We start from the raw sequence: 26,595 nt of genomic DNA, 5'->3' as shown, positions 1-26,595 counted from the left end.
GGAATGTATGTCATTCGATAAACAAATTTAATGAGGTAAAAACATGGAAATCATGACACTTGCGATTGCTGTTTTTGCCGTCATCATTGGTTTAGTCATTGGATATGTCAGCATCTCAGCTAAGATGAAATCATCTCAAGAGGCTGCAGAGTTGATGCTTCTAAATGCTGAACAAGAAGCAACTAATTTACGAGGACAAGCTGAGCGCGAAGCGGATTTATTGCTAAATGAAGCCAAGAGCGAAAGCAAGTCTCTTAAAAAAGAAGCACTATTGGAGGCCAAAGAGGAAGCCAGAAAATACCGTGAAGAAGTGGACGCTGAATTTAAGTCAGAACGTCAGGAGCTCAAGCAAATTGAAAGTCGTTTGACGGAGAGAGCTACGAGCCTTGACCGTAAGGACGACAATTTGACGAACAAAGAAAAAACACTTGAACAAAAAGAACAAAGTATTTCTGATAGAGCAAAAAACCTTGATGCACGTGAAGAGCAATTAGAGGAAGTCGAAAGACAAAAAGAAGCTGAACTTGAACGTATCGGTTCCCTTTCTCAAACTGAGGCTCGAGATATTATCTTGGCTCAGACAGAGGAAAACTTGACCAAGGAAATTGCTAGCCGCATTCGTGAGGCTGAGCAAGAGGTGAAGGAACGTTCAGACAAGATTGCGAAAGATATCTTGGTTCAGGCTATGCAGCGTATCGCTGGTGACTATGTAGCAGAGTCAACAAACTCGACAGTTCACCTACCAGATGATACCATGAAGGGACGCATTATCGGACGCGAAGGTCGAAACATCCGTACCTTTGAAAGTTTGACAGGGGTTGATGTCATCATCGATGACACGCCAGAAGTGGTAACCTTGTCAGGATTTGATCCGATTCGTCGTGAAATTGCTCGTATGACCATGGAAATGTTGCTCAAGGATGGCCGTATCCACCCAGCTCGTATCGAGGAGTTGGTGGAGAAAAACCGTCAAGAGATTGACAATAAAATCCGTGAATACGGTGAGGCTGCTGCCTACGAGATTGGTGCGCCAAACCTCCATCCAGACTTGATGAAGATCATGGGACGCTTACAGTTCCGTACTTCATATGGACAAAATGTCTTGCGTCATTCGATTGAAGTTGCTAAGTTATCTGGTATCATCGCCAGTGAACTTGGTGAAAATGCAGCTCTTGCCCGTCGTGCTGGATTCCTTCATGACATTGGGAAAGCCATTGACCGTGAGGTTGAAGGTAGCCACGTTGAGATTGGTACAGAGTTGGCTCGTAAGTACAAGGAACACCCAGTTGTGGTGAATACCATTGCTAGCCACCACGGCGATGTCGAAGCCGAAAGCGTCATTGCAGTGATTGTTGCTGCAGCAGATGCCTTGAGTGCAGCGCGTCCAGGTGCTCGTAGTGAATCTCTTGAAAACTATATCAAGCGTCTCCACGATTTGGAAGAAATCGCCAATGGCTTTGAAGGAGTGCAAAATAGCTTTGCTCTTCAAGCAGGACGTGAAATTCGTATCATGGTTAATCCAGGACAAATCAAAGACGACAAAGTCACAATCTTGGCTCACAAAGTTCGTGAGAAAATTGAAAATAATCTCGATTACCCAGGAAATATCAAGGTAACCGTGATCCGCGAACTTCGTGCAGTAGATTATGCTAAATAAATAAGAAAGAGCAGTTGAAAAATTACTGCTTTTTTGTTACACTAGATAGAAAGACTGTAGAAGGATAACTGACGTTCTCATCAGTATCCGAGAGAAATTTTACTTTATTTCACAGACTAACTAAAGGAGACATAATGGCAGACCGAGGCTTGCTAATCGTTTTTTCTGGTCCTTCAGGAGTTGGGAAAGGGACGGTTAGAAGAGAGATTTTTGAGAGTTCTGAGAATCAATTTCAATACTCTGTATCGATGACGACGCGTGCGCAACGTCCTGGTGAAGTGGACGGAGTGGATTATTTCTTCCGTACTCGTGAAGAGTTTGAAGAGCTGATCCGTCAAGGTCAGATGTTGGAATATGCAGAATATGTCGGTAACTACTATGGAACTCCGCTAACCTATGTCAATGAAACCCTAGACAAGGGAATCGATGTCTTTCTTGAGATTGAAGTGCAGGGAGCTCTTCAGGTTAAGAAAAAGGTTCCAGATGCTGTCTTTATCTTTCTAACGCCACCAGATTTGGATGAATTGCAAGATCGTTTGGTAGGTCGTGGAACAGATAGCGCTGAAGTGATTGCCCAACGAATCGAAAAAGCCAAGGAAGAAATTGCCCTCATGCGTGAGTATGATTATGCCATTGTCAACGATCAGGTGCCCCTCGCTGCTGAACGTGTCAAGCGTGTGATCGAAGCAGAACACTTCCGTGTGGACCGTGTCATTGGTCACTACCAGGAGATGTTGCCAAAATCTCCAACTACTCGATAAACTATAGGAAATAGGTACAAGCAAATGATGTTAAAACCCTCTATTGATACCTTGCTAGACAAGGTACCATCAAAATATTCACTCGTAATCTTGGAAGCAAAACGCGCCCACGAACTAGAAGCCGGTGCACCAGCAACTCAAGAGTTTAAGTCTGAAAAATCAACTCTTCGCGCTTTGGAAGAAATCGAGTCAGGAAATGTAACCATTCACCCAGATCCAGAAGGAAAACGTGAAGCGGTTCGTCTCCGTATCGAAGAAGAAAAACGTCGCAAAGAAGAAGAAGAAAAGAAAATCAAAGAGCAAATTGCTAAAGAAAAAGAAGATGGTGAAAAAATTTAAGGTTGGGGGGACTCAATCTTATTTTTTCTATTGCAAGAATATACTGACAAGAAGGAGGTGAGAAGATGGCTATTGCAAAGATTATCGTGGATGTTCCCCTGATGCAGACGGACCAGCCTTACAGTTACAAGGTCCCTGAAGAATTTGTAGAGATGCTGGAAGTTGGTATGCGGGTCCATGTCCCCTTCGGCAAGGGTAATCGTTTGATCCAAGGGATTGTGCTAGATTTGGAGTTCCAGTCAGATGAGGAAGAAGCTGATCAGGACTTGAAAGAGATTGCAGAGGTGCTGGACTTTTCCCCTGTTCTCACTCAAGAGCAACTCTGGTTGGCTGAGGAATTACGCAAGTCCGTCTTTTCTTACAAAATCTCCATTCTAAAAGCCATGCTTCCAGGGTTTTTAAACTCCAGCTATGATAAGATTCTCTATCCTCTGGAAGGTCTGAGTCAGGCAGACAAAGAGCGCTTGTTTGGTTCAGAAGCTTCGCTAGCCTTTTCTTCTCTAGACCTTGCTAAACAGGCAGAAATGATGCGCTTGACCAGGAAAGGTCTGCTCCACTTAGAATACCAGGCAGTCGATCAAAAGAAGGTTAAGACCCAGTCTTGGTATGAGGTTGATGCTACTCAGCTAGAGAAGATCGAGATTTCTGCGCGTGCTAAGAAAAAGGCAGAACTCAGAGACTATTTGCTGTCTCATCCTAAGAGTGCTCCTCTGGCTAGTTTGTTAGAGTCCTACTCACGCGAGCAAGTCAACTTCTTTGTGGAGCAAGGAGCTCTAACCCTAGTCCAAAAGGAAGTGCAACGCTCAGCCGCTTATTTTGAAGGCATTGAAGTCAGCCAACCTTTGGAATTGAATCGGGAACAAAGACAGGCGCGTGATGCCGTTGTCAGTGCTATTGGCAGTCAACAGCCTCCTTTCCTCCTTCAAGGAATTACAGGAAGTGGGAAAACTGAGGTGTACTTACAGATCATCCAAGGAGCCTTGGACAAGGGGAAGACAGCTATTTTACTGGTTCCTGAGATTTCTCTGACGCCACAAATGACGGAGCGTTTCATTGCTCGATTTGGTGAGAAAGTAGCCATTCTCCACTCAGGCCTATCCAATGGTGAGAAGTACGACGAATGGCGCAAGATTGAGCGTGGCGATGCCCAAGTTGTCGTTGGCGCTCGATCAGCTATCTTTGCTCCACTGAAAAATCTGGGTGTCATGATTATCGATGAGGAACATGAAGCTAGCTACAAACAAGACAGCAATCCACGTTATCATGCCAGAGAGGTAGCCATCTTACGGGCCCAGTACAATCAAGCAGCTCTGGTCCTTGGTTCGGCGACACCGAGTTTAGAAAGTCGTGCGCGTGCTGGAAAAGGCGTCTATCAACACTTACGTCTGACCCAACGGGCCAATCCTTTAGCCACTATTCCTGAGGTTCAAGTGATTGACTTTCGTGACTATATCGGGCAGAATGAGACGTCAAACTTTACGCCTCCTTTGCTAGAGGCCATCCAAGATCGCCTAGATAAAAAAGAGCAGGTAGTCCTCATGCTCAACCGTCGGGGTTATTCTAGCTTTGTTATGTGTCGGGAGTGTGGGACGGTGGATAGTTGTCCCAACTGTGACATTTCTCTGACTCTCCACATGGATACCAAGACCATGAACTGCCATTACTGTGGTTTTTCTAAGGGGATTCCTCATGTCTGTCCCAACTGTCAGAGTCGCAGCATTCGCTACTACGGTACAGGGACTCAGAAAGCATATGATGAACTGGCAGAACTCTTTCCTCAGGCCTGCATTCTACGGATGGATGTGGATACGACCCGCAAGAAAGGCAGTCACCAAGCTCTTCTTGACCAGTTTGGCCGTGGGGAAGCAGATATCTTGTTGGGAACTCAGATGATTGCCAAGGGCTTGGATTTTCCAAATGTGACCCTAGTCGGAGTTCTCAATGCGGACACGGCCTTGAATCTGCCAGATTTTCGTTCTTCCGAGAGAACCTTCCAGCTCTTAACTCAGGTGGCTGGTCGCGCAGGTCGTGCAGAAAAGGCTGGGCAGGTCTTGATCCAGTCATACAATCCTGAGCATTATGCCATTCGTTTTGCAAAAGATCAGGATTACGAAGGTTTTTACGCTTATGAAATGGGCATCAGACGCCAACTCGGCTACCCGCCTTATTATTTCACGATTGGGATTACCCTCTCTCACAAGCAAGAAGAAGAGGTTGTCAAACGTGCCTATGAAGTCATGGGAATTTTGCGCTCAGGTTTGTCGGAAACTAGTAAAATCCTTGGACCAACGCCAAAACCCATCGCCCGTACTCACAACCTTTATCATTACCAGATTTTGATTAAATACCGTTTAGAAGATGAACTAGGACCAACCCTCAATCGAGTTTTGGCCTTGACTCAAGAACGGGAAAATAGCGAGCTTCGTCTCAGCATTGACCACGAACCGCAGCAATTTTTATAAGAAGGAGAAGAAATGACAAAACTAATCTTTATGGGGACTCCCGATTTTTCAGCGACAGTTTTGAAGGGCTTGTTATCAGATGACCGTTACGAGATTTTAGCAGTTGTGACCCAGCCAGACCGCGCTGTCGGCCGTAAAAAAGTGATCCAAGAAACCCCAGTCAAGCAGGCCGCCAAAGAAGCGGGTCTCCCTATCTACCAACCTGAAAAATTATCTGGGAGCCCAGAGCTGGAAGCTATTATGAATTTAGGAGCGGATGGGATTATCACCGCTGCTTTTGGGCAATTTCTCCCAAGTAAACTTCTTGATAGCATGGACTTTGCAGTCAATGTTCACGCCTCCCTTCTTCCCAAACACCGTGGTGGTGCGCCTATCCATTATGCCTTGATTCAAGGGGATGAGGAAGCTGGTGTGACCATTATGGAGATGGTTAAGGAAATGGATGCAGGAGATATGATTTCTCGTCGTAGCATTCCTATCACAGATGAGGACAATGTCGGGACCTTGTTTGAAAAATTAGCGATTGTTGGTCGGGACTTGCTTTTGGATACGCTACCTGGCTACCTAGCAGGAGAAATCCAACCTGAACCACAAGATCCTAGTCAAGTCACTTTCTCGCCAAATATCAAACCAGAGGAAGAAAAATTGGACTGGAATAAGACTAACCGTCAACTCTTCAACCAAATCAGAGGGATGAATCCATGGCCTGTTGCCCATACTTTTTTCAAGGGTGATCGCTTTAAGGTTTATGAAGCCCTACCAGTAGAAGGTCAGGGAGTTCCAGGCGAGATCATCTCTATTGGTAAGAAGGAATTGATTGTCGCAACGGCAGAAGGGGCTCTGTCTCTCAAGCAAGTGCAGCCTGCTGGGAAGCCTAAGATGGACATCGTATCCTTTCTCAACGGAGTGGGACGTACATTGACTGTAGGAGAACGATTTGGTGACTAAAGTAGAAACGGCTAGAAGTCTAGCTCTAGCAGTATTAGAGAATGTTTTTATCAATCAAGCATACTCAAATATTGCCTTACATAAGCATCTCAAGGGGAGTCAACTTTCTACAGCGGACAAGGGTTTGGTGACAGAGATTGTCTATGGAACGGTAGCCCGTAAACTGACTCTGGAATGGTACCTGTCCCACTTTATCGAAGACCGAGATAAGCTAGATAACTGGCTCTATATCCTGCTCCTTCTTAGCGCCTACCAACTTCGGTATCTGGATAAGATTCCTAATCACGCTGTAGTCAATGAAGCGGTAGAACTAGCCAAAGCGCGTAAAAAAGGCAGTGAAAAATTGGTCAACGCAGTCCTTCGTCGTATCTTGCGAGAAGGTTGGCCGGATGTTGACAGCATCAAACGCAAAAACAAGCGTGATTCCATTGCCTATTCTCTCCCAGTTTGGCTAGTGTCTAAGCTCAAGGAAGAATACGGTGAAGAGCGAGCAGAAGCCATCTTTAAAAGCCTCTTGGTGCGTAACAAAGCCAGTATTCGGGTGACTGACTTGAGTCGAAAAGAGGAAATCAAAGCCGTGTTAGAGGCGACTGATTCCCCTTTGGCGGCCACTGGTCTGGTCAAGGAGCAAGGCCACTTTGCAGGACATGATTTGTTCGCAGAAGGGGCTATAACCATCCAAGACGAGTCCAGTCAATTGGTTGCTCCGACTCTTGATTTACAAGGTGATGAACAGGTCCTGGATGCCTGTGCGGCTCCGGGCGGTAAAACAGCCCATATGGCCTCTTACCTCATATCTGGTAAGGTGACAGCTTTGGACTTGTATGACCATAAGTTGGACTTAATCCAAGAAAATGCCCAACGTCTGAGTGTGGCAGATCGAGTGCAAACGCAAAAATTGGATGCCAGAAAAGTGCATGAGTTTTTCGGTCGGGACTCTTTTGATAAGATTTTAGTAGATGCCCCTTGTTCTGGGATTGGACTTTTACGTCGCAAACCAGATATCAAATACAATAAAGAAACAGCAGATTTCACCTCCTTACAGGAAATTCAGCTGGAAATATTAGGTAGTGTTTGTCAAACACTACGAAAAGGTGGTATAATAACGTATAGTACCTGTACTATTGTCTCTGAGGAGAACTTTCAAGTCGTTGAGGCGTTTTTAGAAAGTCATCCCGAGTTTGAGCAGGTTAAACTAGAACACGAATGCAAAGATATCCTGAAAGATGGCTGCATCCTGATTACTCCTGAATTGTATGGAAGTGATGGATTCTTTATCAGCCAATTTTGCAAGATATCAGAATAGGAAGGAACTGACACAATGGAAATAGCATTATTAACAGATGTTGGTCAGAAACGGACAAATAATCAGGACTATGTCAATCACTTTGTCAACCGAGCAGGACGCACTATGATCATCTTGGCTGACGGGATGGGAGGACACCGTGCAGGAAATATCGCTAGTGAGATGGCGGTAACAGACCTCGGTGTGGATTGGGTAGATACTCAAATTAACTCAGTCAATGAAGTTCGTGAGTGGTTTGCCCACTACCTGGAGATTGAAAATCAAAAAATTCATCAACTAGGTCAGGACGAAGCCTACAGAGGCATGGGGACAACGCTAGAAGCTGTTGCGTTTATTGACAACCAAGCCATCTATGCTCACATTGGAGATTCTCGTATCGGTTTGATTCGTGGAGAAGAATACCACCAGTTGACGAGTGACCATTCCTTGGTCAATGAATTGCTCAAGGCTGGTCAATTGACTCCAGAAGAAGCAGAAACTCATCCTCAAAAGAATATCATCACACAGTCTATCGGACAAAAGGATGAAATTCAGCCAGATTTTGGGATGATCACACTGGAGTCTGGGGATTATCTCTTGCTCAATAGTGACGGTTTGACCAATATGATTTCGGCAAGCGAAATTTATGATATTGTAACCAGTGATATTTCCCTAGCAGACAAGGCGGCAACCCTCATTCGTTTTGCTAACAATGCAGGAGGTTTAGACAACATTACGGTTGCCCTTGTTTACATGAACGAGGAGGCGGCAGAATGATCCAAATCGGCAAGATTTTTGCCGGGCGGTATCGGATTGTCAAGCAGATTGGTCGAGGAGGCATGGCAGATGTTTACTTGGCCAAGGATTTGATCCTAGATGGGGAAGAGGTGGCAGTTAAGGTCCTGAGGACCAACTACCAGACGGACCCGATTGCTGTGGCACGTTTCCAGCGGGAAGCGAGGGCTATGGCGGATCTGGACCATCCTCATATCGTCCGGATAACAGATATCGGTGAGGAAGATGGCCAACAGTACCTAGCTATGGAATACGTAGCAGGACTTGACCTCAAGCGTTATATCAAAGAACACTATCCTCTTTCAAATGAAGAAGCGGTTCGGATTATGGGACAGATTCTTTTGGCTATGCGTTTAGCTCATGCTAGAGGAATTGTTCACCGCGATTTGAAACCTCAAAATATCCTCTTGACACCAGATGGAACTGCTAAAGTTACTGACTTTGGGATTGCAGTGGCCTTTGCAGAGACGAGTCTGACCCAGACCAACTCGATGCTGGGTTCGGTTCATTATTTGTCACCTGAGCAAGCACGTGGTTCTAAAGCGACTTTCCAGAGCGATATCTATGCGATGGGGATTATCTTCTATGAGATGCTGACGGGACATATCCCTTATGATGGAGATAGCGCGGTTACGATTGCCCTCCAGCATTTCCAGAAGCCACTTCCGTCTGTCATTGCTGAAAACCCATCTGTCCCTCAGGCTTTGGAAAATGTTGTCATCAAGGCAACTGCTAAGAAATTGTCTGATCGCTATCAGTCTGTTTCAGAAATGTATATGGACTTGTCAACTAGCTTGTCTTATAATCGTCGGAATGAACCGAAACTGGTCTTTGACGATGCGAGTAAGGCGGATACGAAGACTTTACCTAAAGTCCCACAAAGTACATTGACCTCGATTCCAAAAGCTCCGGCGCAGGAAGAACGTCCTCAGTCAAAGAAATTAACCCCAGAGCAAGCACCTACGCAAAAGCCAACTAAAAAACGGAAGTTTAAGGCTCGCTATATGATTCTTTTAGCTAGTCTTCTATTAGTTGCATCCTCTTTGGTCTGGATTTTATCTAGAACACCAGCAACGATTGCTGTTCCTGACGTGGCTGGACAAACTGTTGCAGAGGCTAAGGAAGCTCTTAAAAAATCCAAGTTTGAAGCTGGTGAAGAAAAGTCAGAAGCCAGCGATACCGTAGCAGAAGGACGTGTTATTCGAACGGATCCAGAAGCTGGTAGCGGCCGAAAAGAAGGAACTAAGGTCAATTTGATTGTTTCTTCTGGTAAGCAATCCTTCCAATTGAGCAATTACGTCGGACGCAAGTATACGGATGTCGTAGCTGAACTCAAGGAGAAGAAGGTTCCTGAAAATCTAATCAAGATGGAAGAGGAAGAATCCAGCGAAAGCGAACCTGGAACCATTCTCAAACAAAGTCCTGCGGCAGGTACGACTTATGATCTTTCAAAAGCCAGCACAATTACTTTAACGGTTGCTAAGAAAGTAACAAGCGTTTCTATGCCAAGTTATATTGGTTCAAGTCTCGAATTTACAAAGAATAATTTGACTCAGATTGTCGGTGTAAAAGAGGCCAATATTGAGGTTGTCGAGGTTTCGACTGCTCCTGAAGGGACAGCAGAAGGTACAGTTGTAGATCAAACACCAAAAGCGGGTGAAAAGGTTGACCTTGCTAGCACGCGTATCAAACTTTCCATCTACAAACCGAAAACACCACCGTCAACTTCATCTTCTAGTTCTGCACAACGTGGGAACCAAGGTTCTTCTACAACTCCAAATCAGGGGAACCAACAAGGAAACACTCCTTCAACTAGTCAATCAAATAGTGAAGGAACACGTGAAAGTTCTCGAGATTAAACGAATCTTTGTCATGATTTCATGACAAAGATTTTTTTTCATTGATTTTTGTGATAAAATATAGGAAGCAGAAAAGGAGGAGAAAATGGACGAATCAAGAGAGTTGAATGCCGTTATTGATGTCATTATGTTAGCTGGAACCATTCTCTTAAAAAGCGGTTCGGAGATTTATCGGGTTGAGGACACCATGATCCGTATCGCTCATTCACAGGGAATAGTGGATTGCAACGTTCTTGCCATGCCAGCAGCTATTTTCTTTTCTATTGAGAATACCAATATTTCTCGTATGAAACGAGTCACTTCTTCTTCCTACAACATCGAAAAAGTCTGCGATGTCAACCAAGTATCACGGGAGCTTGTCGGAGGGCAGATTGATCTCTCTACGGCTTTTGAAAGGCTAAAGGAAATCAGAAATCAAGCTCTTCCTTATACCAAGTTCCAAGTGACTATTGCAGCAACTCTCAGTGCCCCTTTTTTCTCGATTATGTTCGGGGGGAATACTTATGATGCTTTTGGTGCAGCCATTGCGACCTTACTTGGTTTTGCTTTCTCTCTCTATGTAGAGAAGTTTGTCCGCATTCCTTTTGTAACCGCCTTTGCGGGAGCCTTTGTTTTTGGCTTGATTGCCCAGTTCTGGGCCCGCTATACAGGATTTCCTTCGACGGCAGACTTGATCATAGCGGGAGCTGTCATGCCTTTTGTTCCAGGGATTGCTCTGACAAATGCAGTTCGGGATATCATGACCAACCATATCAACTCTGGTATGAGCAAGATGTTTGAATCCCTGCTCATTACCCTCGCTTTAGGGGCCGGTACCTCCGTCGCCCTGGTTTTGATGACATAAGATGACTCTAACAAGTATTTTACTCCAAGCAGTGGCAAGTTTACTCGCCATTATCACCTTTCTAATCGTACTGAATGTTCAACGCTCCATGCTCCTACCTGGTGGTGTTCTGGGAATGGGTGTCTGGCTCCTCTACCTTGTACTTAAAGAACCAACCAATGTTATTGTTGCGACCTTTATTGCAGCGGTGGTTGGTTCTTGCATCAGCCAGATTCTAAGTATTGTCTATAAGACGCCAGCAGTGGTCTTTGTCTTGGCCATTCTTGCCCCCTTGGTGCCAGGTTATCTATCCTATCGAACGACAGCTTTCTTTGTGACAGGTGATTACAGTCATGCCCTTACCAGTGCAACACTAGTAGTTATGTTGGCTCTGGTCATTTCTATCGGGATGGCAAGTGGAACAGTGATTCTGAAACTTTATTACTATATCCGAAAACAGCGAGGCATATCCTCCTAATGCTGTCAAAGCAAAGACTTGATTTGTTGAATCAAGTCTTTTTTCTCTCATTTGTTCCTATTTGTGATAAAATAGAATAGAACGATTTTTTACAATGAATGAAAAAACAGAGGTAAATATGACAATCGGTATTGATAAGATTGGTTTTGCGACCAGTCAATATGTCTTGAAATTACAAGACTTAGCAGAAGCAAGAGGAGTTGATCCGAATAAATATAGTAAGGGTCTCTTATTAAACGAAATTAGCATTGCACCATTGACTGAGGATATTGTTACCTTGGCAGCTAGTGCAAGCAACTCTATTTTAACAGACAAAGAAAAAGAAGAAATCGATATGGTCATCGTGGCGACTGAGTCAGGTATTGACCAGAGTAAGGCTGCGGCGGTCTTTGTTCACGGTCTATTAGGTATCCAGCCGTTCGCTCGCAGTTTTGAAATCAAAGAAGCTTGTTACGGAGCAACAGCTGCCCTCCATTATGCCAAGTTGCATGTGGAAAATTCTCCAGAGTCTAAGGTCTTGGTCATTGCCAGCGATATTGCCAAGTATGGTGTAGCGACTCCAGGTGAACCAACTCAGGGAGCTGGGAGTGTGGCGATGTTGATTACGCAAAATCCGCGTACCATGGCCTTTAACAATGATAATGTTGCCCAAACGCGTGATATTATGGATTTCTGGCGTCCGAACTATTCAACTACTCCTTATGTAAACGGCTTGTACTCAACTCAGCAATATCTTGACAGTCTTACGACGACTTGGGATGAATACAAGAAACGCTATGACTGGACTATGAATGATTTTGCGGCTATCTGCTTCCACTTGCCTTATCCCAAATTAGCCCTAAAAGGCTTGCGCAAGATGATGGATAAGACTTTGTCTCAGGAAAAAAAGGATAGTCTGCAAGAAAATTTTGATAAATCCATTCTATACAGTCAGATGATTGGGAATATCTACACAGGTTCCCTTTTCCTTGGGCTTCTCTCCCTTTTGGAAAATGCAGAAAATTTGAAGGCTGGAGATAAAATTGTCCTCTACAGTTACGGAAGTGGAGCGGTTTCAGAGTTCTTTAGTGGAGAACTGGTTGAAGGCTACGAGGCCTACCTTGATAAGGATCGCTTGAGCAAACTCAAGCAACGTACAGCATTGTCTGTTGCAGACTATGAAAAAGTCTTCTTCGAAGAGGTGCAGTTGGATGAGTCTGGCTCAGCTCAATTTGCAGGTTATGAACATCAAGACTATGCCTTGGTTGAAATTGTCGACCACCAACGCCGTTATAGCAAGGTTGAAAAATAATGAAGATAAGTTGGAATGGATTTTCTAAAAAATCATACCATGAGCGCCTAGAGTTGTTGAAAGCTCAGACGCTCCTTAGTCCTGAAAAGCAAACCAGTCTGGAGCAGGATGAGCAGGTCAGTTTGGTTGTTGCAGACCAGCTGAGTGAGAATGTGGTGGGAACATTCTCTCTACCTTATTCCGTCATTCCAGATCTTGTGGTGAATGGTCAGGGCTACACAGTTCCCTATGTGACAGAAGAACCCTCAGTGGTTGCTGCGGCCAGCTATGCAAGTAAAATCATCAAGCGAGCAGGTGGCTTTACTGCTCAAGTACATGAGCGCCAGATGATTGGTCAGGTAGCCCTTTATCAAGTTGCTAATCCAGATCTAGCGCAAGAGAAGATTGCCAGCAAGAAAGCGGAGCTCTTAGAACTTGCCAATCAAGCCTATCCGTCCATCGTTAAACGTGGAGGTGGGGCGCGTGATTTGCATGTAGAGCAGATCAAAGGTGAAACAGACTTTCTTGTTGTTTATCTCCATGTCGATACCCAGGAAGCCATGGGAGCCAATATGCTCAACACCATGCTGGAAGCCTTGAAACCAGTCTTAGAAGAACTCAGTCAAGGACAGAGCCTTATGGGGATCCTGTCCAACTACGCGACCGATTCTCTGGTGACTGCAAGCTGTCGTATCTCCTTTCGCTACTTGAGTCCCCAAAGGGACCAAGGACGAGAAATTGCGGAGAAAATAGCTTTGGCTAGCCAGTTTGCACAGGCTGATCCCTACCGAGCAGCGACTCACAATAAAGGGATTTTTAATGGTATTGATGCCATTTTAATCGCCACAGGTAATGACTGGCGTGCCATCGAAGCTGGGGCTCATGCCTTTGCCAGTCGAGATGGACGCTATCAAGGTCTCAGTCGATGGAGTCTAGATAGGGACACAGAAGAATTGGTCGGTGAGATGACCCTACCCATGCCGGTAGCTACAAAGGGCGGTTCTATCGGACTCAACCCTCGTGCAGCTCTCAGTCATGAACTACTAGGAAACCCTTCAGCCAAGGAATTAGCTCAGATTATCGTGTCCATCGGCCTTGCCCAAAACTTTGCGGCTCTCAAGGCCTTGGTAAGTACGGGCATCCAGCAAGGTCACATGAAATTACAGGCCAAATCCCTAGCTCTCCTAGCAGGTGCTAGTGAGTCCGAAGTTGCTCCCCTAGTAGAGCGCCTTATTGCAGATAAAACCTTTAACTTAGAGACAGCCCAGCGCTATCTAGAAAACTTAAGATCATAAAAACTCAGACGCATTCGTCTGAGTTTTTTGTACTTAAATACTTTTTCCAGGTAATAAGGTAACTGGTAAGAAGTAACCAGTTGTCGCAACTTCCTTACCTTCAATCTTCTGTAAGAGAAGATCAACAGTGAGGTGGGCAATCTCTTTCATAGGTTGCTTAATCGTTGTCAAATGAGGATAGTAGTTCTCGATAAAGTAAGTTCCATCATAGCCGATGACCTTGAGCTCATCAGGAACAGAAATTCCCAGCTCTTGAGCGATTTTGATCACTAGAATAGCTGTCAAATCATCCGAAGCAAAGATGGCATCTGGTTTCTGATGGGTCAAGATATTCTTGATTTCCATTTCTTTTCTGACGGGAGAAAAGTCGCTCGAAACATTGATAATAGGCGCTTTCGGGAGAACAGAGGCAAATCCAGCGTGGCGCAGTCCAGTTGGTGAATTCGAGTTATCATTTCCTGTAATCATGATGATAGACTGGGCGCCCGTCTTGACTAGAGTTTGGGCTGCGAGGACCCCGCCACCGTAGTTATCAGAGGAGACGACAGGGATGTCTGGTGATAGATTTCGGTCAAAGGAAATAATCGGTGCCGTCACACGATTGTAGTCTTCGATTCCCAAGTTGTGACTTCCAGAAATGATACCATCGACCTGATTGGCCTCCAGCATTTCAATGTACTCTCGTTCTTTTTCAGAGTCATGTTCGCTGTTACAGATGATGGTCTTGTAGCCATTTTTGAAGAGTTGGTGTTCCAACTTGTCAATCAACTCCGCATAAAAGACATGACTGATGTTTGGAAAAATAAGTCCAATCAACTTGGCAGATTTTCCTTGGAGACTTCGAGCCAGATTATTGGGCTTGTAGCCCAATTCTCGCATGGCTTCATTTACCTTTTGAATGGTTTTCTCAGATAGATAACCCTTTTTATTGATGACCCGTGAGACGGTAGTGGGGCTGACGCCTGCAAGTTTTGCGACATCAGTTAGTTTTGCGACCATAATCTAATTCATAGTAAGTTCCAGTTGGGTTTCCAGACTTGATGAGGATACCGTTTTGATCCGCATGTGGGAAGACACGACCAGAAAATACTTTTTCTCCTTTATTGATGAAAATTTCAAAGACTGACTTGTCGATGAAGATAGTGGCAGTAGTAGCTTGGTTATCGATAGGGCAAGAACGAGTAGTACCAAATTCTTGGGCGTACTGTTCACCAGCCTGACTACGATCCACTGTCACCTGTCCATTGACAAGGTCAAAGTGGATGGAAAGCCCCTTGCCTTCTTTATCAGCGAGCAAGACAATCTCGCTTTGGCTATTGGCCTCCAAGTTGAGCTCGAGTTCATAGGTGTTATTGGTTTGAGTACGATTTGAGAAGGCCTCTTCAGAAGAACGAAGTTCTTTGACGGCTGCGACCGGATATTGGTAGAGTTTGCCATCTTTGATAGTGAGTTCTTTGACCAATGAGAAGGTACCTTGGTGGTCAAAACGGTCAGATGGGTAAGAAACATCTGGCAGTCCAAGCCAACTTATTGCCAATGCACGTCCATCTGGAGCGTTGAAGGCTTGCGTTGCATAGGCTTCAAAGCCATAGTCTAGATTTTGCAATGGAGACACATCTACCATTTTGGCATTTTCAGGATCAAAGAAAGCCCCGATTTTGTACATGTTTGGATAGATATTGTCATAGTCTAGAACAGCCTTATCCAATCCTTGTGGGCAGTAGAGAAGGACAGGTTGCTCCCCTACAAAGACTAGATTTGGACATTCCATCATGTAGGCAGTGCGGTCGTTAGCAAAGTCAAGGTTGCCAACTGCTTGCCAGTTTGTATAATCATTGTCCACAGCCTTGTAGAGACGGACGAAGCCTTTTTTCTCCAAGTCCTGTCCACCGACGATGGCATAATATTGTCTCTTAAAGTTAAAAATTTGCGGGTCGCGGAAGTGGTCAGTAGAGTCTGCTGGCTGGTCGATCAAGATCTTGTCAATCTTTATAATTTTACCATCCTTATCCATCAAAGCGCCAATCTGGTAAGGGTGACGGATCCAATCTTCATCACGGACATTTCCAGTATAAAATAGGAACAACTGATTGCCAAACTGCATGGCAGAACCAGAGTAGGCGCCGTGGCTATCTAATGGAGTATCTGGCAAAATTTTGACTCCAGTTTCTGTAAAGTGCACTAAATCATCACTTTCAAGTTGCACCCAAGACTTCAACCCATGGGCTGCACCAAAGGGGAAGTTCTGGTAAAAGAGAATCCATTTGCCATCAAAATAAGAAAAGCCATTTGGATCATTGAGAAGCCCCATTTTAGGCTCGACATGGTAACGAGTATGCCAAGGAGATTGTGCCATCTTTTCCTTGATTTGCTTGATTTCATCATTAGACCAGTCTTCATAGCGTCTATAACGGCGCTCGGTTGTCCATTCCATTTTATCTTTCCTCCATAAGTTCTATTCTATTATTAATAGTAAACGTTTTCGGCAAAAAAAGCAAGTCTTTTATGTTAAAAAAAAGAAAAATATGTCAAACGATTGCCAGAAATCAAGTAAAGGAAATCTGGCAAATTTTCACGAAAAAATGAAAGAAAATGTAAATAAAAGCCTCGATTCCTCAAGTATAAAGATATTTTTTGAGGAAAAAGAAAATATCCCTCAAAAACGATCAAGAATAATCAGGAATAAAAGAAAGGAAATAAAAAATTCTGCAAAACGCTTGACATATTTTAGAAACGTGATAAAATAATAGTCGTAGGGCGAATAAAATCGCTTTCAAACAAGAACAAAATTTTATAAGGAGATTTTTGCAAATGAACAATCAGGATATTGCAAAAAAGGTCATCGAAGCCCTTGGCGGACGTGAAAATGTCAACAGTGTTGCCCACTGTGCGACTCGTCTACGTGTCATGGTCAAAGATGAAGGGAGAATCAATAAGGAAGTGATTGAGAACTTGGATAAAGTTCAAGGAGCTTTCTTTAACTCAGGCCAGTACCAAATCATCTTTGGTACTGGTACAGTAAACAAGATGTACGACGAAGTGGTTGCACTCGGCTTGCCAACATCTTCTAAAGAAGATATGAAAGCAGAAGCTGCTAAACAAGGAAACTGGTTCCAACGTGCTATCCGTACTTTCGGTGACGTCTTTGTGCCAATCATCCCAGTTATTGTAGCAACTGGTCTCTTCATGGGTCTTCGTGGACTCTTGAACGCTCTTGGAATGACACTTCCAGAAGATGTTACCATTTACAGCCAAATCCTCACAGATACAGCCTTCATCATCTTGCCAGGTTTAGTTGTGTGGTCAACCTTCCGCGTATTCGGTGGAAATCCAGCTGTTGGTATCGTCCTCGGTATGATGCTGGTTTCTGGTTCGCTTCCAAACGCTTGGGCAGTAGCATCAGGTGGTGAAGTAACAGCTATGAACTTCTTTGGCTTCATTCCTGTTGTTGGTTTGCAAGGTTCCGTTCTTCCAGCCTTCATCATTGGGGTGGTCGGAGCCAAGTTTGAAAAAGCTCTCCGCAAGGTGGTTCCAGATGTCTTGGATCTCTTGGTAACACCGTTCGTGACACTTTTGGTCATGTCTATCCTTGGACTCTTTGTCATCGGACCAGTCTTCCACGTTGTTGAAAACTACATCCTTCTCGGAACAAAGGCAATTCTTGGCTTGCCGTTTGGTCTTGGTGGTTTGGTCATCGGTGGGGTTCACCAATTGATCGTCGTATCAGGTGTACACCACATCTTCAACTTGCTTGAAGTGCAGTTGCTTGCTGCGGACCATGCGAACCCATTCAACGCTATCATCACTGCAGCGATGACAGCTCAAGGGGCTGCAACTGTTGCCGTTGGTGTTAAAACGAAGAATCCTAAACTGAAAACACTTGCTTTCCCAGCTGCTCTTTCTGCCTTCCTCGGTATTACAGAGCCTGCTATCTTCGGGGTGAACTTGCGCTTCCGTAAACCATTCTTCCTTTCATTGATCGCTGGTGCTATCGGTGGTGGATTGGCTTCTATCCTTGGACTTGCTGGTACTGGTAATGGTATCACCATCATCCCTGGTACAATGTTGTACGTTGGTAACGGTCAATTGCTTCAATACCTTCTTATGGTAGCTGTATCATTCGTTCTTGGTTTTGCCCTTACTTACATGTTTGGTTACGAGGACGAAAAAGAAGTTGCTTCTGAAGTAGCGACAGAACGTTTGGTCCAAGAAGAAACAACTGGTAACATTCCAGTAGCTCCTCAAAATGAAACAATCCAAACTCCAATCGTTGGGGACGTAGTTGCCCTTGAGAATGTTGATGATCCAGTCTTTTCAAGTGGTGCAATGGGACAAGGAATCGCTGTAAAACCTAGCCAAGGTGTGGTTTACGCACCAGCTGATGCAGAAGTATCGATCGCCTTTGCTACAGGACATGCTTATGGTTTGAAGACAGCAAATGGAGCTGAGATCTTGATCCACGTTGGTATCGATACGGTGACTATGAACGGTGAAGGCTTTGAACAAAAGGTTGCTCAAGGCGACAAGGTCAAAGCTGGTGACGTTCTCGGAACCTTTGACTCAAACAAAATCGCTGCTGCAGGTCTTGACGACACAACAATGGTTATCGTAACCAACACAGCAGACTACGCTTCTGTGACACCAGTCGCAAGCGGTTCAGTTGTCAAGGGTGACGTTATCATCGAAGTGAAAGCCTAGTCTTCTTCAAAAATCAGATCTAAAAACAAAACGAACAAATATCATGTTTGTTCGTTTTTACTTGGATGGTAAGATTTACAGAGGAAAATCTAAAATATTGAGAAATCTAGCCCTTTAAAATGTGCTATAATAGAGAAAACAAAGATAAGAGGTTTATCATGACAAAATTATATGGAAGCTTAGAAGCGGGCGGTACAAAGTTTGTCTGTGCTGTCGGAGATGAAAATTTTAACGTTGTAGAAAAAACACAGTTTCCTACAACAACTCCTATCGAGACCATCGATAAAACCATCGAATTCTTTTCAAAATTCGATAATCTTGCAGGTCTTGCCATCGGTTCCTTCGGTCCCATTGATATCGATAAAAACTCAAAAACCTATGGCTTTATCACAACGACTCCAAAACCTCACTGGGCAAATGTAGACCTACTTGGTGCTCTCCGCCGCGCCCTCAACGTACCCATGTATTTCACCACAGACGTGAACAGCTCTGCCTATGGTGAAGTGGTTGCTCGTAACAATGCTGGTGGCCGTATCGAAAACTTGGTTTACTACACGATCGGTACAGGTATCGGTGCAGGTGTTATCCAACGTGGTGAGTTTATCGGTGGTGTGGGTCACCCTGAGATGGGTCACTACTATGTGGCTAAACACCCAATGGATGTAGAAAAAGAATTTAACGGCGTCTGTCCTTTCCATAAGGGTTGTTTGGAAGGCTTTGCGGCTGGACCAAGTCTAGAAGCTCGTACAGGTATTCGTGGTGAAAACATCGAACTCAACAGTTCTGTCTGGGATGTTCAAGCCTACTACATCGCTCAAGCTGCAGTCAACGCTACTGTGACTTTCCGTCCAGATGTCATCGTCTTTGGTGGTGGAGTCATGGCCCAACAACACATGCTGGACCGTGTGCGTGAGAAATTCACAGCTCTTCTCAACGGCTACCTACCAGTACCAGACGTGCGTGACTACATTGTCACTCCAGCAGTTGCAGGCAATGGTTCTGCCACACTTGGGAACTTTGTCCTTGCTAAGAGTGTCGCAAAATAAAACAAACAAAAAATCCGCTTGGGAAACCAAACGGATATTTTGTTTGAAGACAATTTATTTGAGCCTTTCCTTAAGTGATGACGGACGGTAGCGACTTTCTTCGAAATTCCATACCTAAACTTTGAGCCCAATGTCTCAAAGTTTCCCAAGACCTGAAACCATTAGATTTCAGGTGTTTTTATCACGGCGGAAAGGCTAGGTAAGTCCTCGATTTACTATCGAAAAATAGGCATGATTTCCATACCAAAGTATATTTAGTATCAGGCTATTTTCCATTTATGTTCTAAAAGTCCGCTTGGGAAACCAAACGGATTTTTCTATTCTCAAAACATCTGCCAGAAGAAATCAATAATGTAGGTCAAACCATAAGTATAAACCACTAGGGTAAAGGGTTTGGTCAGAATGATGATAATCATATAGCGTTTGAAGGTCATCTTGGTCAGGGCAGCCAGCATACAGAGAAAGTCAGCTGGACTGACAGGCCAGATCATCATAAAGATAAAGAACCGCTCGAAACGATTGCCCTTATCTAGCCAACCGATATACTTGTCATAGGTGCGCTTGCTGACGACGGACTGGACAAAGGCAGCTCCATAGAGACGGACGAGGTAAAAGATAATGGCACAGCCAATCACGATGCCGATATAGTTATAGATGGTTCCGATGATGTGGCCGTAAATAAAGACCCCAGCCACTGAGGTCAAAGCTCCCGGAATGATCGGAACGACGGTTTGTAGGATCTGTAAAAAGATAAAGAGTGGTGGCCCCCAAACCCCAGCTTGCTGGATAAAGGCCGATAGAGTTTCCTTTGACTGTAACACTCCTGCCTGATAGGCCCAAATACAGAAAATCAAGGTGCCGACTCCCCCGACGATAGATGAAATATTGATGACTTGCTGTAGAAGGGGAGAAACAGCTTTCATTTGCTTATCCTGTGACATGTAAACTCCTCATAGATAGTATGATTCTACTATACCATATTTTGAGGAGAAAAACTATCTGGATTATCTGATTGGTGAAATAAGTGTGGTAAAATGAGAATAAGAAAATGACGGTATAGAATGAGGGAGTATCATGTTAGGTTTAAACTTTAAAGGAAGATGGCGCCAATATCAAAAACAGGTCTTGGATCGTTTTCAGGACTATCAAGCAGACGGTCATGTTCATCTAGTGGCAGCTCCAGGGTCTGGAAAGACAACCATTGGTATCGAGCTAATCGCTCGTTTTGGCAACCCAGCCCTCATCTTAGTTCCGACTGTCACCATTCGTGAACAATGGGTAGATAGGATCCAAACTGCTTTTCTAGAGGATGGTCAGAGGCTTTCAGACCTCGTTTCCCAAAACTTAAAGGAGATGAAGGCATTAACGATTGTGACCTATCAGGCTTTTCATAGCGCCATGAACCAATTGCAATCACAAGAAGATGGAGAAGCAGAGGATTTTATGGGGTTTGATTTGCTTGCAAGTCTAAGAACTCAGAAAGTTGCGACTCTTTGCTTGGACGAATGCCACCACCTGCGTAATGAATGGTGGAAAAGTCTGGAAGCCTTTCGCAAGCAGTATGAACCGCTGCAAGTCATCTCCCTGACAGCGACACCACCATATGACAGCGAGCCTGAACTCTGGGAACGCTATATCCGAATGTGCGGGGAGATCGATCAAGAAATCACGGTACCTGAACTAGTCAAGGAAGACACTCTTTGCCCTCATCAGGATTTTGTCTATATGTGTTCACCAACAGCTGAAGAGGCGGAACGTCTCAAACGGTTTGAGGAGACTAAGTGGGACTATATTCATCACCTTATAGTCGATCCTGATTTTCAAACATTTGTAGCAGGGTCTAAGGTCCTCAAAGGGGATATTTCATCTGATTTGCTTTTAGAAGATCCCAAGTACTTGTCTGCTATGTTGATTTATATGCATTCTCAGGGGTTAACGATTCCTCCCTCTTTGCAAAATTTGCTGGGAACTCAGAAGCTTCCAGCGTTAACCTCCTACTGGCTGGAGACGCTGTTGCAGAGCATGCTCTATCAGACACCAGATTGGTATGAGGATCCAGATGGATATAGGAAAAAGTTAGAGGCTGACTTGAAGGCGCGTGGGCTGGTGGAAAAACGTCAGGTTTATCTGGTTAAGTCCAAGTCTTCTGATCAGCTTTTAACCCAATCTCTGGGGAAATTGTCTGCCATTGCCGATATCTTTTTGACAGAGTATGAGAGTCTAGGTCAGGAACTGAGACAGTTAGTACTAGCTGACTATATTCGCAAGGATTTTGCCACCTATCTGGGAGATGATCAGGCGACCATTTCTCAGTTGGGAGTTCTCCCTTATTTTGAAAGTATTCGTCGGAAAGCTCAGGAGTATGAGCTACCTGTGTCTTTGGCTGTTTTGTCAGGTAGTGTCGTTATTCTGCCTACTGATGTGACAGCAGAGTTGAAGGAACTCTTACCTCAGGTTCCTCTTAGTTTCTCATCTATTGGTCACTTGAATCCAAAAGATTATGTGCAGGTCGGTTTTCCAAGCTCAGCTAAGGGAATCGTAGCGGCAGTGACGGAGCTTTTTCAACGAGGGCAGATTCAAGTCCTAGTCGGAACCAAATCTCTCCTCGGAGAGGGTTGGGATGCTCCTTGTATTAATTCCCTAATTCTCGGAAGCTTTGTGGGGAGCTTTATGTTGAGTAACCAGATGCGGGGACGTGCCATTCGTATCTGGCCGGGACATCCAGAAAAGACCAGCAACATCTGGCATCTGGTAACCGTTCAAGCACAAGCACTTATCACTCTTCCTGGAGAGGAGCCTAGACCAGAGAGCAATCAGGATCTGCAAACCTTGTCGCGACGGATGGAGCATTTTCTTGGATTGGCCTATAATCAGGAGAGTATTGAGACTGGTTTGGATCGTTTGGATTTTCCAAAGCCCCCTTTTAAGAAAAAGCAAATCAGAGAGTATAACGAACGGATTAAGATGTTATCCAAGGATCGAGCGGGTTTGCGCAAAAAATGGTACGATTCTCTCGTAGTGGCAGATCAATTTGAGATTGTCACTGAAGTTGCGACTCAAAAACAGAAAATTCCAATCATGCTCTTGCTTGATGCCTTAAAATGGGTTCGCCTGTCTTTGTTGCTCCTAGCAGTGGATTTATTGCTCTTGTTGTTTAGATTGAGACTGATTAGAGTTTGGTGGCTTACGGCAGCCTGTCTCCTCTTTCTAGCTTTTGCTACATCACGCTATCTCCTCTATAAAAGCCCCTATAGGCGTGTGCAATTCCTTGGTGAGCAGATCCGAAAGGCTCTGCTAGATTCGGGGCATCTAATAGACGATCAATCCCGTGTTCAGGTAGAGGAGGACAAGGAAAACTATATGGTTTTCGCCTATCTCAAGGGAGGAAGCATGAGGGACAAGGAGTTGTTTGCTCAGACTGTGGGAGAATTCTTTGCTCCAGTGGACAACCAGCGCTATCTCTTGAAGGCAGAGAAAGTTCGACAAGGTCAGTCACCTTACTATGTCGTGCCTAGTCTTTTTGAAAAGCGCAAGGAAGAGGCACAAAAATTCCTCGACTTCCTAACGCCAACTATTGGACGTTATCACCTCGTCTACACACGAACAGAGGCCGGACGGAAAACCCTTCTTGAAGCTCGTATCAAAGCTCTCTCTAACAAAAACGACCGTATCTTGACTAAGAAGAAGGTTAAAAGCTAGTTGGAGTAGGGGCGTATGGGAAAATCCATCTGAAACATGATATAATATAGTAAAATTGTGCATTATAAAGGAGAGAATGATGCAAGTAAAGCCAGAATTGGAGATAGAAAAACAACTGATCACCCAACTGGTAACTGGGGAAAGCCAATGGACTTATAGGGAGGACCTCAAAACAGAAGACCAATTATGGGACAATTTCTTTACTAAACTAGCCCAAAACAACGTTGCCCTGCTAGCAGACTATCCTTTGACAGAGCAGGAAAAACGCCAGATAAAAAACCAACTCAACTTTATCAGCTACTACGATGCTGCCAAGTGGTTGGTCGGAGAAAATGGCATTGCCAAAGTTGAGGTTCAAAGAGAAGATGCTAGCCTAGGAACCATTCGTTTATCAGTTATCTGGCGAGACAATATCGCTGCTGGTAAGTCTAGCTATGAAGTTGTCAATCAAGTCCAGAGAGAAAAAGTAAATCCTCTGGACCAAGACCGTAGACTGGATGTTACTCTTCTCATCAACGGCTTACCCATGATTCAAATCGAGCTTAAGAGTTCCCAAGCAGCATTTATCGATGCTTTTCACCAAATTAAAAAATATGACCGTGAAGGGAAATTCCGTGGCATTTTCTCTAGCTTACAGATGTTTGTTGTGACCAATAAGATAGACACACGCTATATCGCCGCAGCTAGGGAAAATAAACTCAACAAGCAATTTCTAACCAAGTGGGTGGATAAGGACAATCATCCTGTGACAAACCTGACTAGCTTTGCCCACGAAGTCCTTTCTATCCCTCGTGCGCACCAGATGGTCATGCAGTATTCTGTCATTGATGATAGCAAGAAAGCTCTCATCCTCTTGCGCCCCTATCAGATTCATGCCATCGAAGCGGTGCAGGAAGCTTCTCGCCAGCAAGCATCAGGATATGTTTGGCATACAACAGGTTCAGGGAAGACCCTGACTTCTTATAAGGTGGCTCGGAATCTCCTCCAGATTCCATCCATCCAAAAGACGATTTTTGTCGTTGACCGTAGGGACTTGGACCAACAGACCACTTCATCCTTCCTCTCATATGCGACCAATGATGTCATTGATATCGATGAGACGGATAATACACATGATTTGGTCAAGCGACTAGGTAGTAATGATAAGCGTGTGGTGGTAACCACCATCCAGAAAATCACCACCATGATGCGCAAGTTTGACCAAGGTCTTTACCAGCGTGATGCGGACAAAATCAAGGGACTCCGAGTGGCCTTTGTCGTGGATGAATGCCACCGTGCCGTTACGCCACAGACACAAAAAGATATTAAGGCCTTTTTCCCTCAGTCCCTCTGGTATGGCTTTACAGGGACGCCTATCTTTAAGGAAAATAAACGCCAGCAGGTCGGAGACCTTGCTCAAACCACCCAGCAACAGTATGGCGAACGCTTGCACGAGTATACAGTCAAGGAAGCTATCCATGATGGAGCTGTTTTAGGTTTTAAGGTCGATTATCGTAATACCCTCATCACAGATCAGTCTGAAGATCAAGTCTCAGATAGTGTCTACGAAGATGAGGAGCATATGCTGGAAGTCTTGGATGCCATTATCAATAAATCCCGCCAACAGTTAGGCTTCCAAAAGGGAGTAGGTAAGACCTACAATGCCATCCTAACTGTCAAATCCATCCCTCAAGCCCAAGCCTACTATGACCTACTCAAACGAGTCAAGGCTGGTCAGACACGAGTCAAGGTATCAGAGAGGGTCAAGCAGGTCCTTCCTGATTTTCCAAAGGCGACCATCACCTACTCTGTCACTGAAAATGAAGAAGAGTCAAGAGCCAACCAAGACCACATGAAGCAGGTCTTAAAGGACTATAACCAAGAGTTTGATACTCACTTTACAATGGCGGATCTTCGTGGCTTTAATACGGATGTCAATAACCGCCTTGCCCGTAAGCAAGACAAGTATCTCTATCGCAAGGAGCAGTTGGACTTGGTTATCGTGGTCAATCGTCTCCTAACAGGATTTGATGCACCTTGTCTATCGACTCTCTTTATCGATCGTAAACCAATGCAACCGCAGGATTTAATTCAGGCCTTTAGTCGTACCAACCGTATCTTTGACTCCAGTAAGACCTATGGTCATATCATCACCTTCCAAAAGCCTCTAGCTTTTAAAGAAGCAGTCGATAATGCCCTCAAGCTCTACTCAAATGGTGGAGAAAATGAGGTTCTAGCGCCTAGCTGGGAAGAGGAAAAGAGAAACTTTTTGCGGAGTTGCAGTGATTTCCAAAATCTCATCACAGATGATCCGGAGGAAGGGCTTCAAATCGAGCAAATCTCTACACCTGAGTTGAGAAAGCTCGCCAAGGCTTATCAAGTCTTTGATAAATATCTAGCCTCTATCCGAGTGTATAAAGAGTATGATGAGGAAGAAATCTATGCCCAGACAGGACTAAGCGCAGAAGAATTGGAAACCTATCTAGGCTTTTATCAAAATATCCTTGCAGAGTTAAAAAGTCGAAGAGATGATGGTGATGAGGATGGGGAGCCCCTTGATATTCACTATGAACTAGAGTCTATCCAAGTGGATGAGATTAACTATGCCTATATCCTAACCTTGATCCAAAGCCTGATCGAGCAAGGTCAGAGTCAAGAAAAGAACCTAAGTGCTCAAGATAGAGAAGCAGTGGATAGCTATATTCAGAGCCTTGAGAAGACCAATCCTAATCCTGCCCAGATCATCACGGAACTATGGAAGGAAGTACAGGACAATCCAGAAAGCTATCGCGGTCAGTCCATTGCCAATATCTTGGATCAGATGATCGAGGCGGTTATCCAGCAACATATCCAAGTCTTTAGCAAACGTTGGTATGTCGGAGAGGATGAACTCCGTTACTATGTCGAGCACTACCGCAAGGGAGCCAAGAAACAACTAGGAGAGAGCCAGCTGACCAAGAGCCAGCGCTATCAGGATTATAAGATAGAAGTGGCGGATGCCCTCAATCCCCTCCTCTATAAAAAACAAATCAAGGAAGCTTGTAAGCAACTTGTCGAAGAAGTCATTGAGCCACTCAGAGTGGGGAGATAGTCCTTCGAAGTTTCGAAGACATAGAATTCCTAAAGTTTATATGCATTCTAAACTTAGAATAATAAGAAATACATAAATTTATGAGTATTCTAAGCTTCGAATAGTCTAGC

19 protein-coding genes are annotated in these 26,595 nt (G+C 44.5%); 16 read left to right on the top strand and 3 right to left on the bottom strand.

Annotation, left to right across the window (positions count from 1 at the left end):
* Positions 1 to 43 precede the first annotated feature (43 nt).
* The 12 genes from HMPREF1149_RS06365 to HMPREF1149_RS06310 all read left to right on the top strand — a co-directional run bounded on the left by HMPREF1149_RS06365 (position 44) and on the right by HMPREF1149_RS06310 (position 13,972).
* Positions 44 to 1,657, top strand: coding sequence for a ribonuclease Y (locus tag HMPREF1149_RS06365; protein WP_000404958.1), 1,614 nt, complete (start codon positions 44 to 46; stop codon positions 1,655 to 1,657).
* Between the two features lie 134 nt (positions 1,658 to 1,791).
* Complete coding sequence (gene gmk, locus HMPREF1149_RS06360; RefSeq protein WP_000775041.1) at positions 1,792 to 2,418, top strand: guanylate kinase; 627 nt, start codon at positions 1,792 to 1,794, stop codon at positions 2,416 to 2,418.
* A 24-nt stretch (positions 2,419 to 2,442) separates the two neighbouring features.
* Complete coding sequence (rpoZ, locus tag HMPREF1149_RS06355; protein WP_002874282.1) at positions 2,443 to 2,757, top strand: DNA-directed RNA polymerase subunit omega; 315 nt, start codon at positions 2,443 to 2,445, stop codon at positions 2,755 to 2,757.
* 65 nt (positions 2,758 to 2,822) lie between these two features.
* Positions 2,823 to 5,219: a primosomal protein N' gene (locus HMPREF1149_RS06350; RefSeq protein ID WP_000951894.1), complete on the top strand. Its 2,397-nt coding sequence runs from the start codon at positions 2,823 to 2,825 to the stop codon at positions 5,217 to 5,219.
* Positions 5,220 to 5,231: 12 nt separating this feature from the next.
* Entirely contained in the window at positions 5,232 to 6,167 is a 936-nt protein-coding gene (fmt, locus tag HMPREF1149_RS06345) for a methionyl-tRNA formyltransferase (protein WP_000163655.1), read from the top strand.
* On the top strand, positions 6,160 to 7,473 hold the full coding sequence (gene rsmB / locus HMPREF1149_RS06340) for a 16S rRNA (cytosine(967)-C(5))-methyltransferase RsmB (RefSeq protein ID WP_009067348.1): 1,314 nt from the start codon (positions 6,160 to 6,162) through the stop codon (positions 7,471 to 7,473). Before fmt ends, rsmB begins: the two co-directional genes overlap by 8 nt.
* 15 nt (positions 7,474 to 7,488) lie before the next feature.
* A complete protein-coding gene (locus HMPREF1149_RS06335) occupies positions 7,489 to 8,229 on the top strand; it encodes a Stp1/IreP family PP2C-type Ser/Thr phosphatase (RefSeq protein WP_000401533.1) in 741 nt (246 codons plus the stop codon).
* Positions 8,226 to 10,106: a Stk1 family PASTA domain-containing Ser/Thr kinase gene (gene pknB, locus HMPREF1149_RS06330; RefSeq protein WP_000614520.1), complete on the top strand. Its 1,881-nt coding sequence runs from the start codon at positions 8,226 to 8,228 to the stop codon at positions 10,104 to 10,106. The genes HMPREF1149_RS06335 and pknB overlap by 4 nt, the downstream gene beginning before the upstream one ends.
* An 85-nt stretch (positions 10,107 to 10,191) precedes the next feature.
* Entirely contained in the window at positions 10,192 to 10,950 is a 759-nt protein-coding gene (locus HMPREF1149_RS06325; RefSeq protein ID WP_000344546.1) for a threonine/serine exporter family protein, read from the top strand.
* Between the two features lies 1 nt (position 10,951).
* Positions 10,952 to 11,407 (top strand): threonine/serine exporter family protein, encoded by a 456-nt coding sequence (locus HMPREF1149_RS06320; protein WP_000176910.1) that lies wholly within the window; start codon positions 10,952 to 10,954, stop codon positions 11,405 to 11,407.
* A 118-nt stretch (positions 11,408 to 11,525) separates the two neighbouring features.
* Positions 11,526 to 12,698 (top strand): hydroxymethylglutaryl-CoA synthase, encoded by a 1,173-nt coding sequence (locus HMPREF1149_RS06315; protein ID WP_000151971.1) that lies wholly within the window; start codon positions 11,526 to 11,528, stop codon positions 12,696 to 12,698.
* On the top strand, positions 12,698 to 13,972 hold the full coding sequence (locus HMPREF1149_RS06310; RefSeq protein ID WP_000704357.1) for a hydroxymethylglutaryl-CoA reductase, degradative: 1,275 nt from the start codon (positions 12,698 to 12,700) through the stop codon (positions 13,970 to 13,972). Before HMPREF1149_RS06315 ends, HMPREF1149_RS06310 begins: the two co-directional genes overlap by 1 nt.
* Positions 13,973 to 14,005: 33 nt before the next feature.
* Here HMPREF1149_RS06310 and HMPREF1149_RS06305 read toward each other — a convergent pair whose 3' ends face one another.
* Together HMPREF1149_RS06305 and HMPREF1149_RS06300 are read right to left on the bottom strand one after the other, a co-directional pair.
* A complete protein-coding gene (locus HMPREF1149_RS06305; protein WP_000225990.1) occupies positions 14,006 to 14,971 on the bottom strand; it encodes a LacI family DNA-binding transcriptional regulator in 966 nt (321 codons plus the stop codon).
* Positions 14,952 to 16,406 carry a sucrose-6-phosphate hydrolase gene (locus HMPREF1149_RS06300; RefSeq protein ID WP_000455336.1) on the bottom strand — a complete coding sequence of 485 codons (1,455 nt, stop codon included), beginning with the start codon at positions 16,404 to 16,406 and terminating at the stop codon, positions 14,952 to 14,954. The genes HMPREF1149_RS06305 and HMPREF1149_RS06300 overlap by 20 nt, the downstream gene beginning before the upstream one ends.
* A gap of 377 nt (positions 16,407 to 16,783) precedes the next feature.
* Here HMPREF1149_RS06300 and HMPREF1149_RS06290 point away from each other — a divergent pair, with 377 nt between their 5' ends.
* Both HMPREF1149_RS06290 and scrK read left to right on the top strand, forming a co-directional pair.
* Complete coding sequence (locus tag HMPREF1149_RS06290; protein WP_001064522.1) at positions 16,784 to 18,670, top strand: sucrose-specific PTS transporter subunit IIBC; 1,887 nt, start codon at positions 16,784 to 16,786, stop codon at positions 18,668 to 18,670.
* Positions 18,671 to 18,828: 158 nt separating this feature from the next.
* Positions 18,829 to 19,716: a fructokinase ScrK gene (gene scrK, locus HMPREF1149_RS06285; RefSeq protein ID WP_000164288.1), complete on the top strand. Its 888-nt coding sequence runs from the start codon at positions 18,829 to 18,831 to the stop codon at positions 19,714 to 19,716.
* A 323-nt stretch (positions 19,717 to 20,039) separates the two neighbouring features.
* Here the strand turns inward: scrK and HMPREF1149_RS06280 are convergent, their stop codons facing one another.
* Positions 20,040 to 20,657, bottom strand: a complete 618-nt coding sequence (locus tag HMPREF1149_RS06280) for a TVP38/TMEM64 family protein (RefSeq protein WP_000076176.1) — start codon at positions 20,655 to 20,657, stop codon at positions 20,040 to 20,042.
* Positions 20,658 to 20,790: 133 nt separating this feature from the next.
* Between HMPREF1149_RS06280 and HMPREF1149_RS06275 the strand changes: the two genes are divergently transcribed.
* Entirely contained in the window at positions 20,791 to 23,415 is a 2,625-nt protein-coding gene (locus HMPREF1149_RS06275; protein ID WP_000901148.1) for a DEAD/DEAH box helicase family protein, read from the top strand.
* Between the two features lie 76 nt (positions 23,416 to 23,491).
* Complete coding sequence (locus HMPREF1149_RS06270; RefSeq protein ID WP_029710884.1) at positions 23,492 to 26,485, top strand: type I restriction endonuclease subunit R; 2,994 nt, start codon at positions 23,492 to 23,494, stop codon at positions 26,483 to 26,485.
* Positions 26,486 to 26,595: the final 110 nt, after the last annotated feature.

Origin of the sequence: Streptococcus sp. BS35b (assembly GCF_000286475.1) — a bacterium.
GTDB classification, from domain to species: Bacteria; Bacillota; Bacilli; order Lactobacillales; family Streptococcaceae; genus Streptococcus; species Streptococcus oralis_W.
Note: the sequence above shows the minus strand (reverse complement) of the source record. Positions and strands in the feature narration are given on the sequence as shown.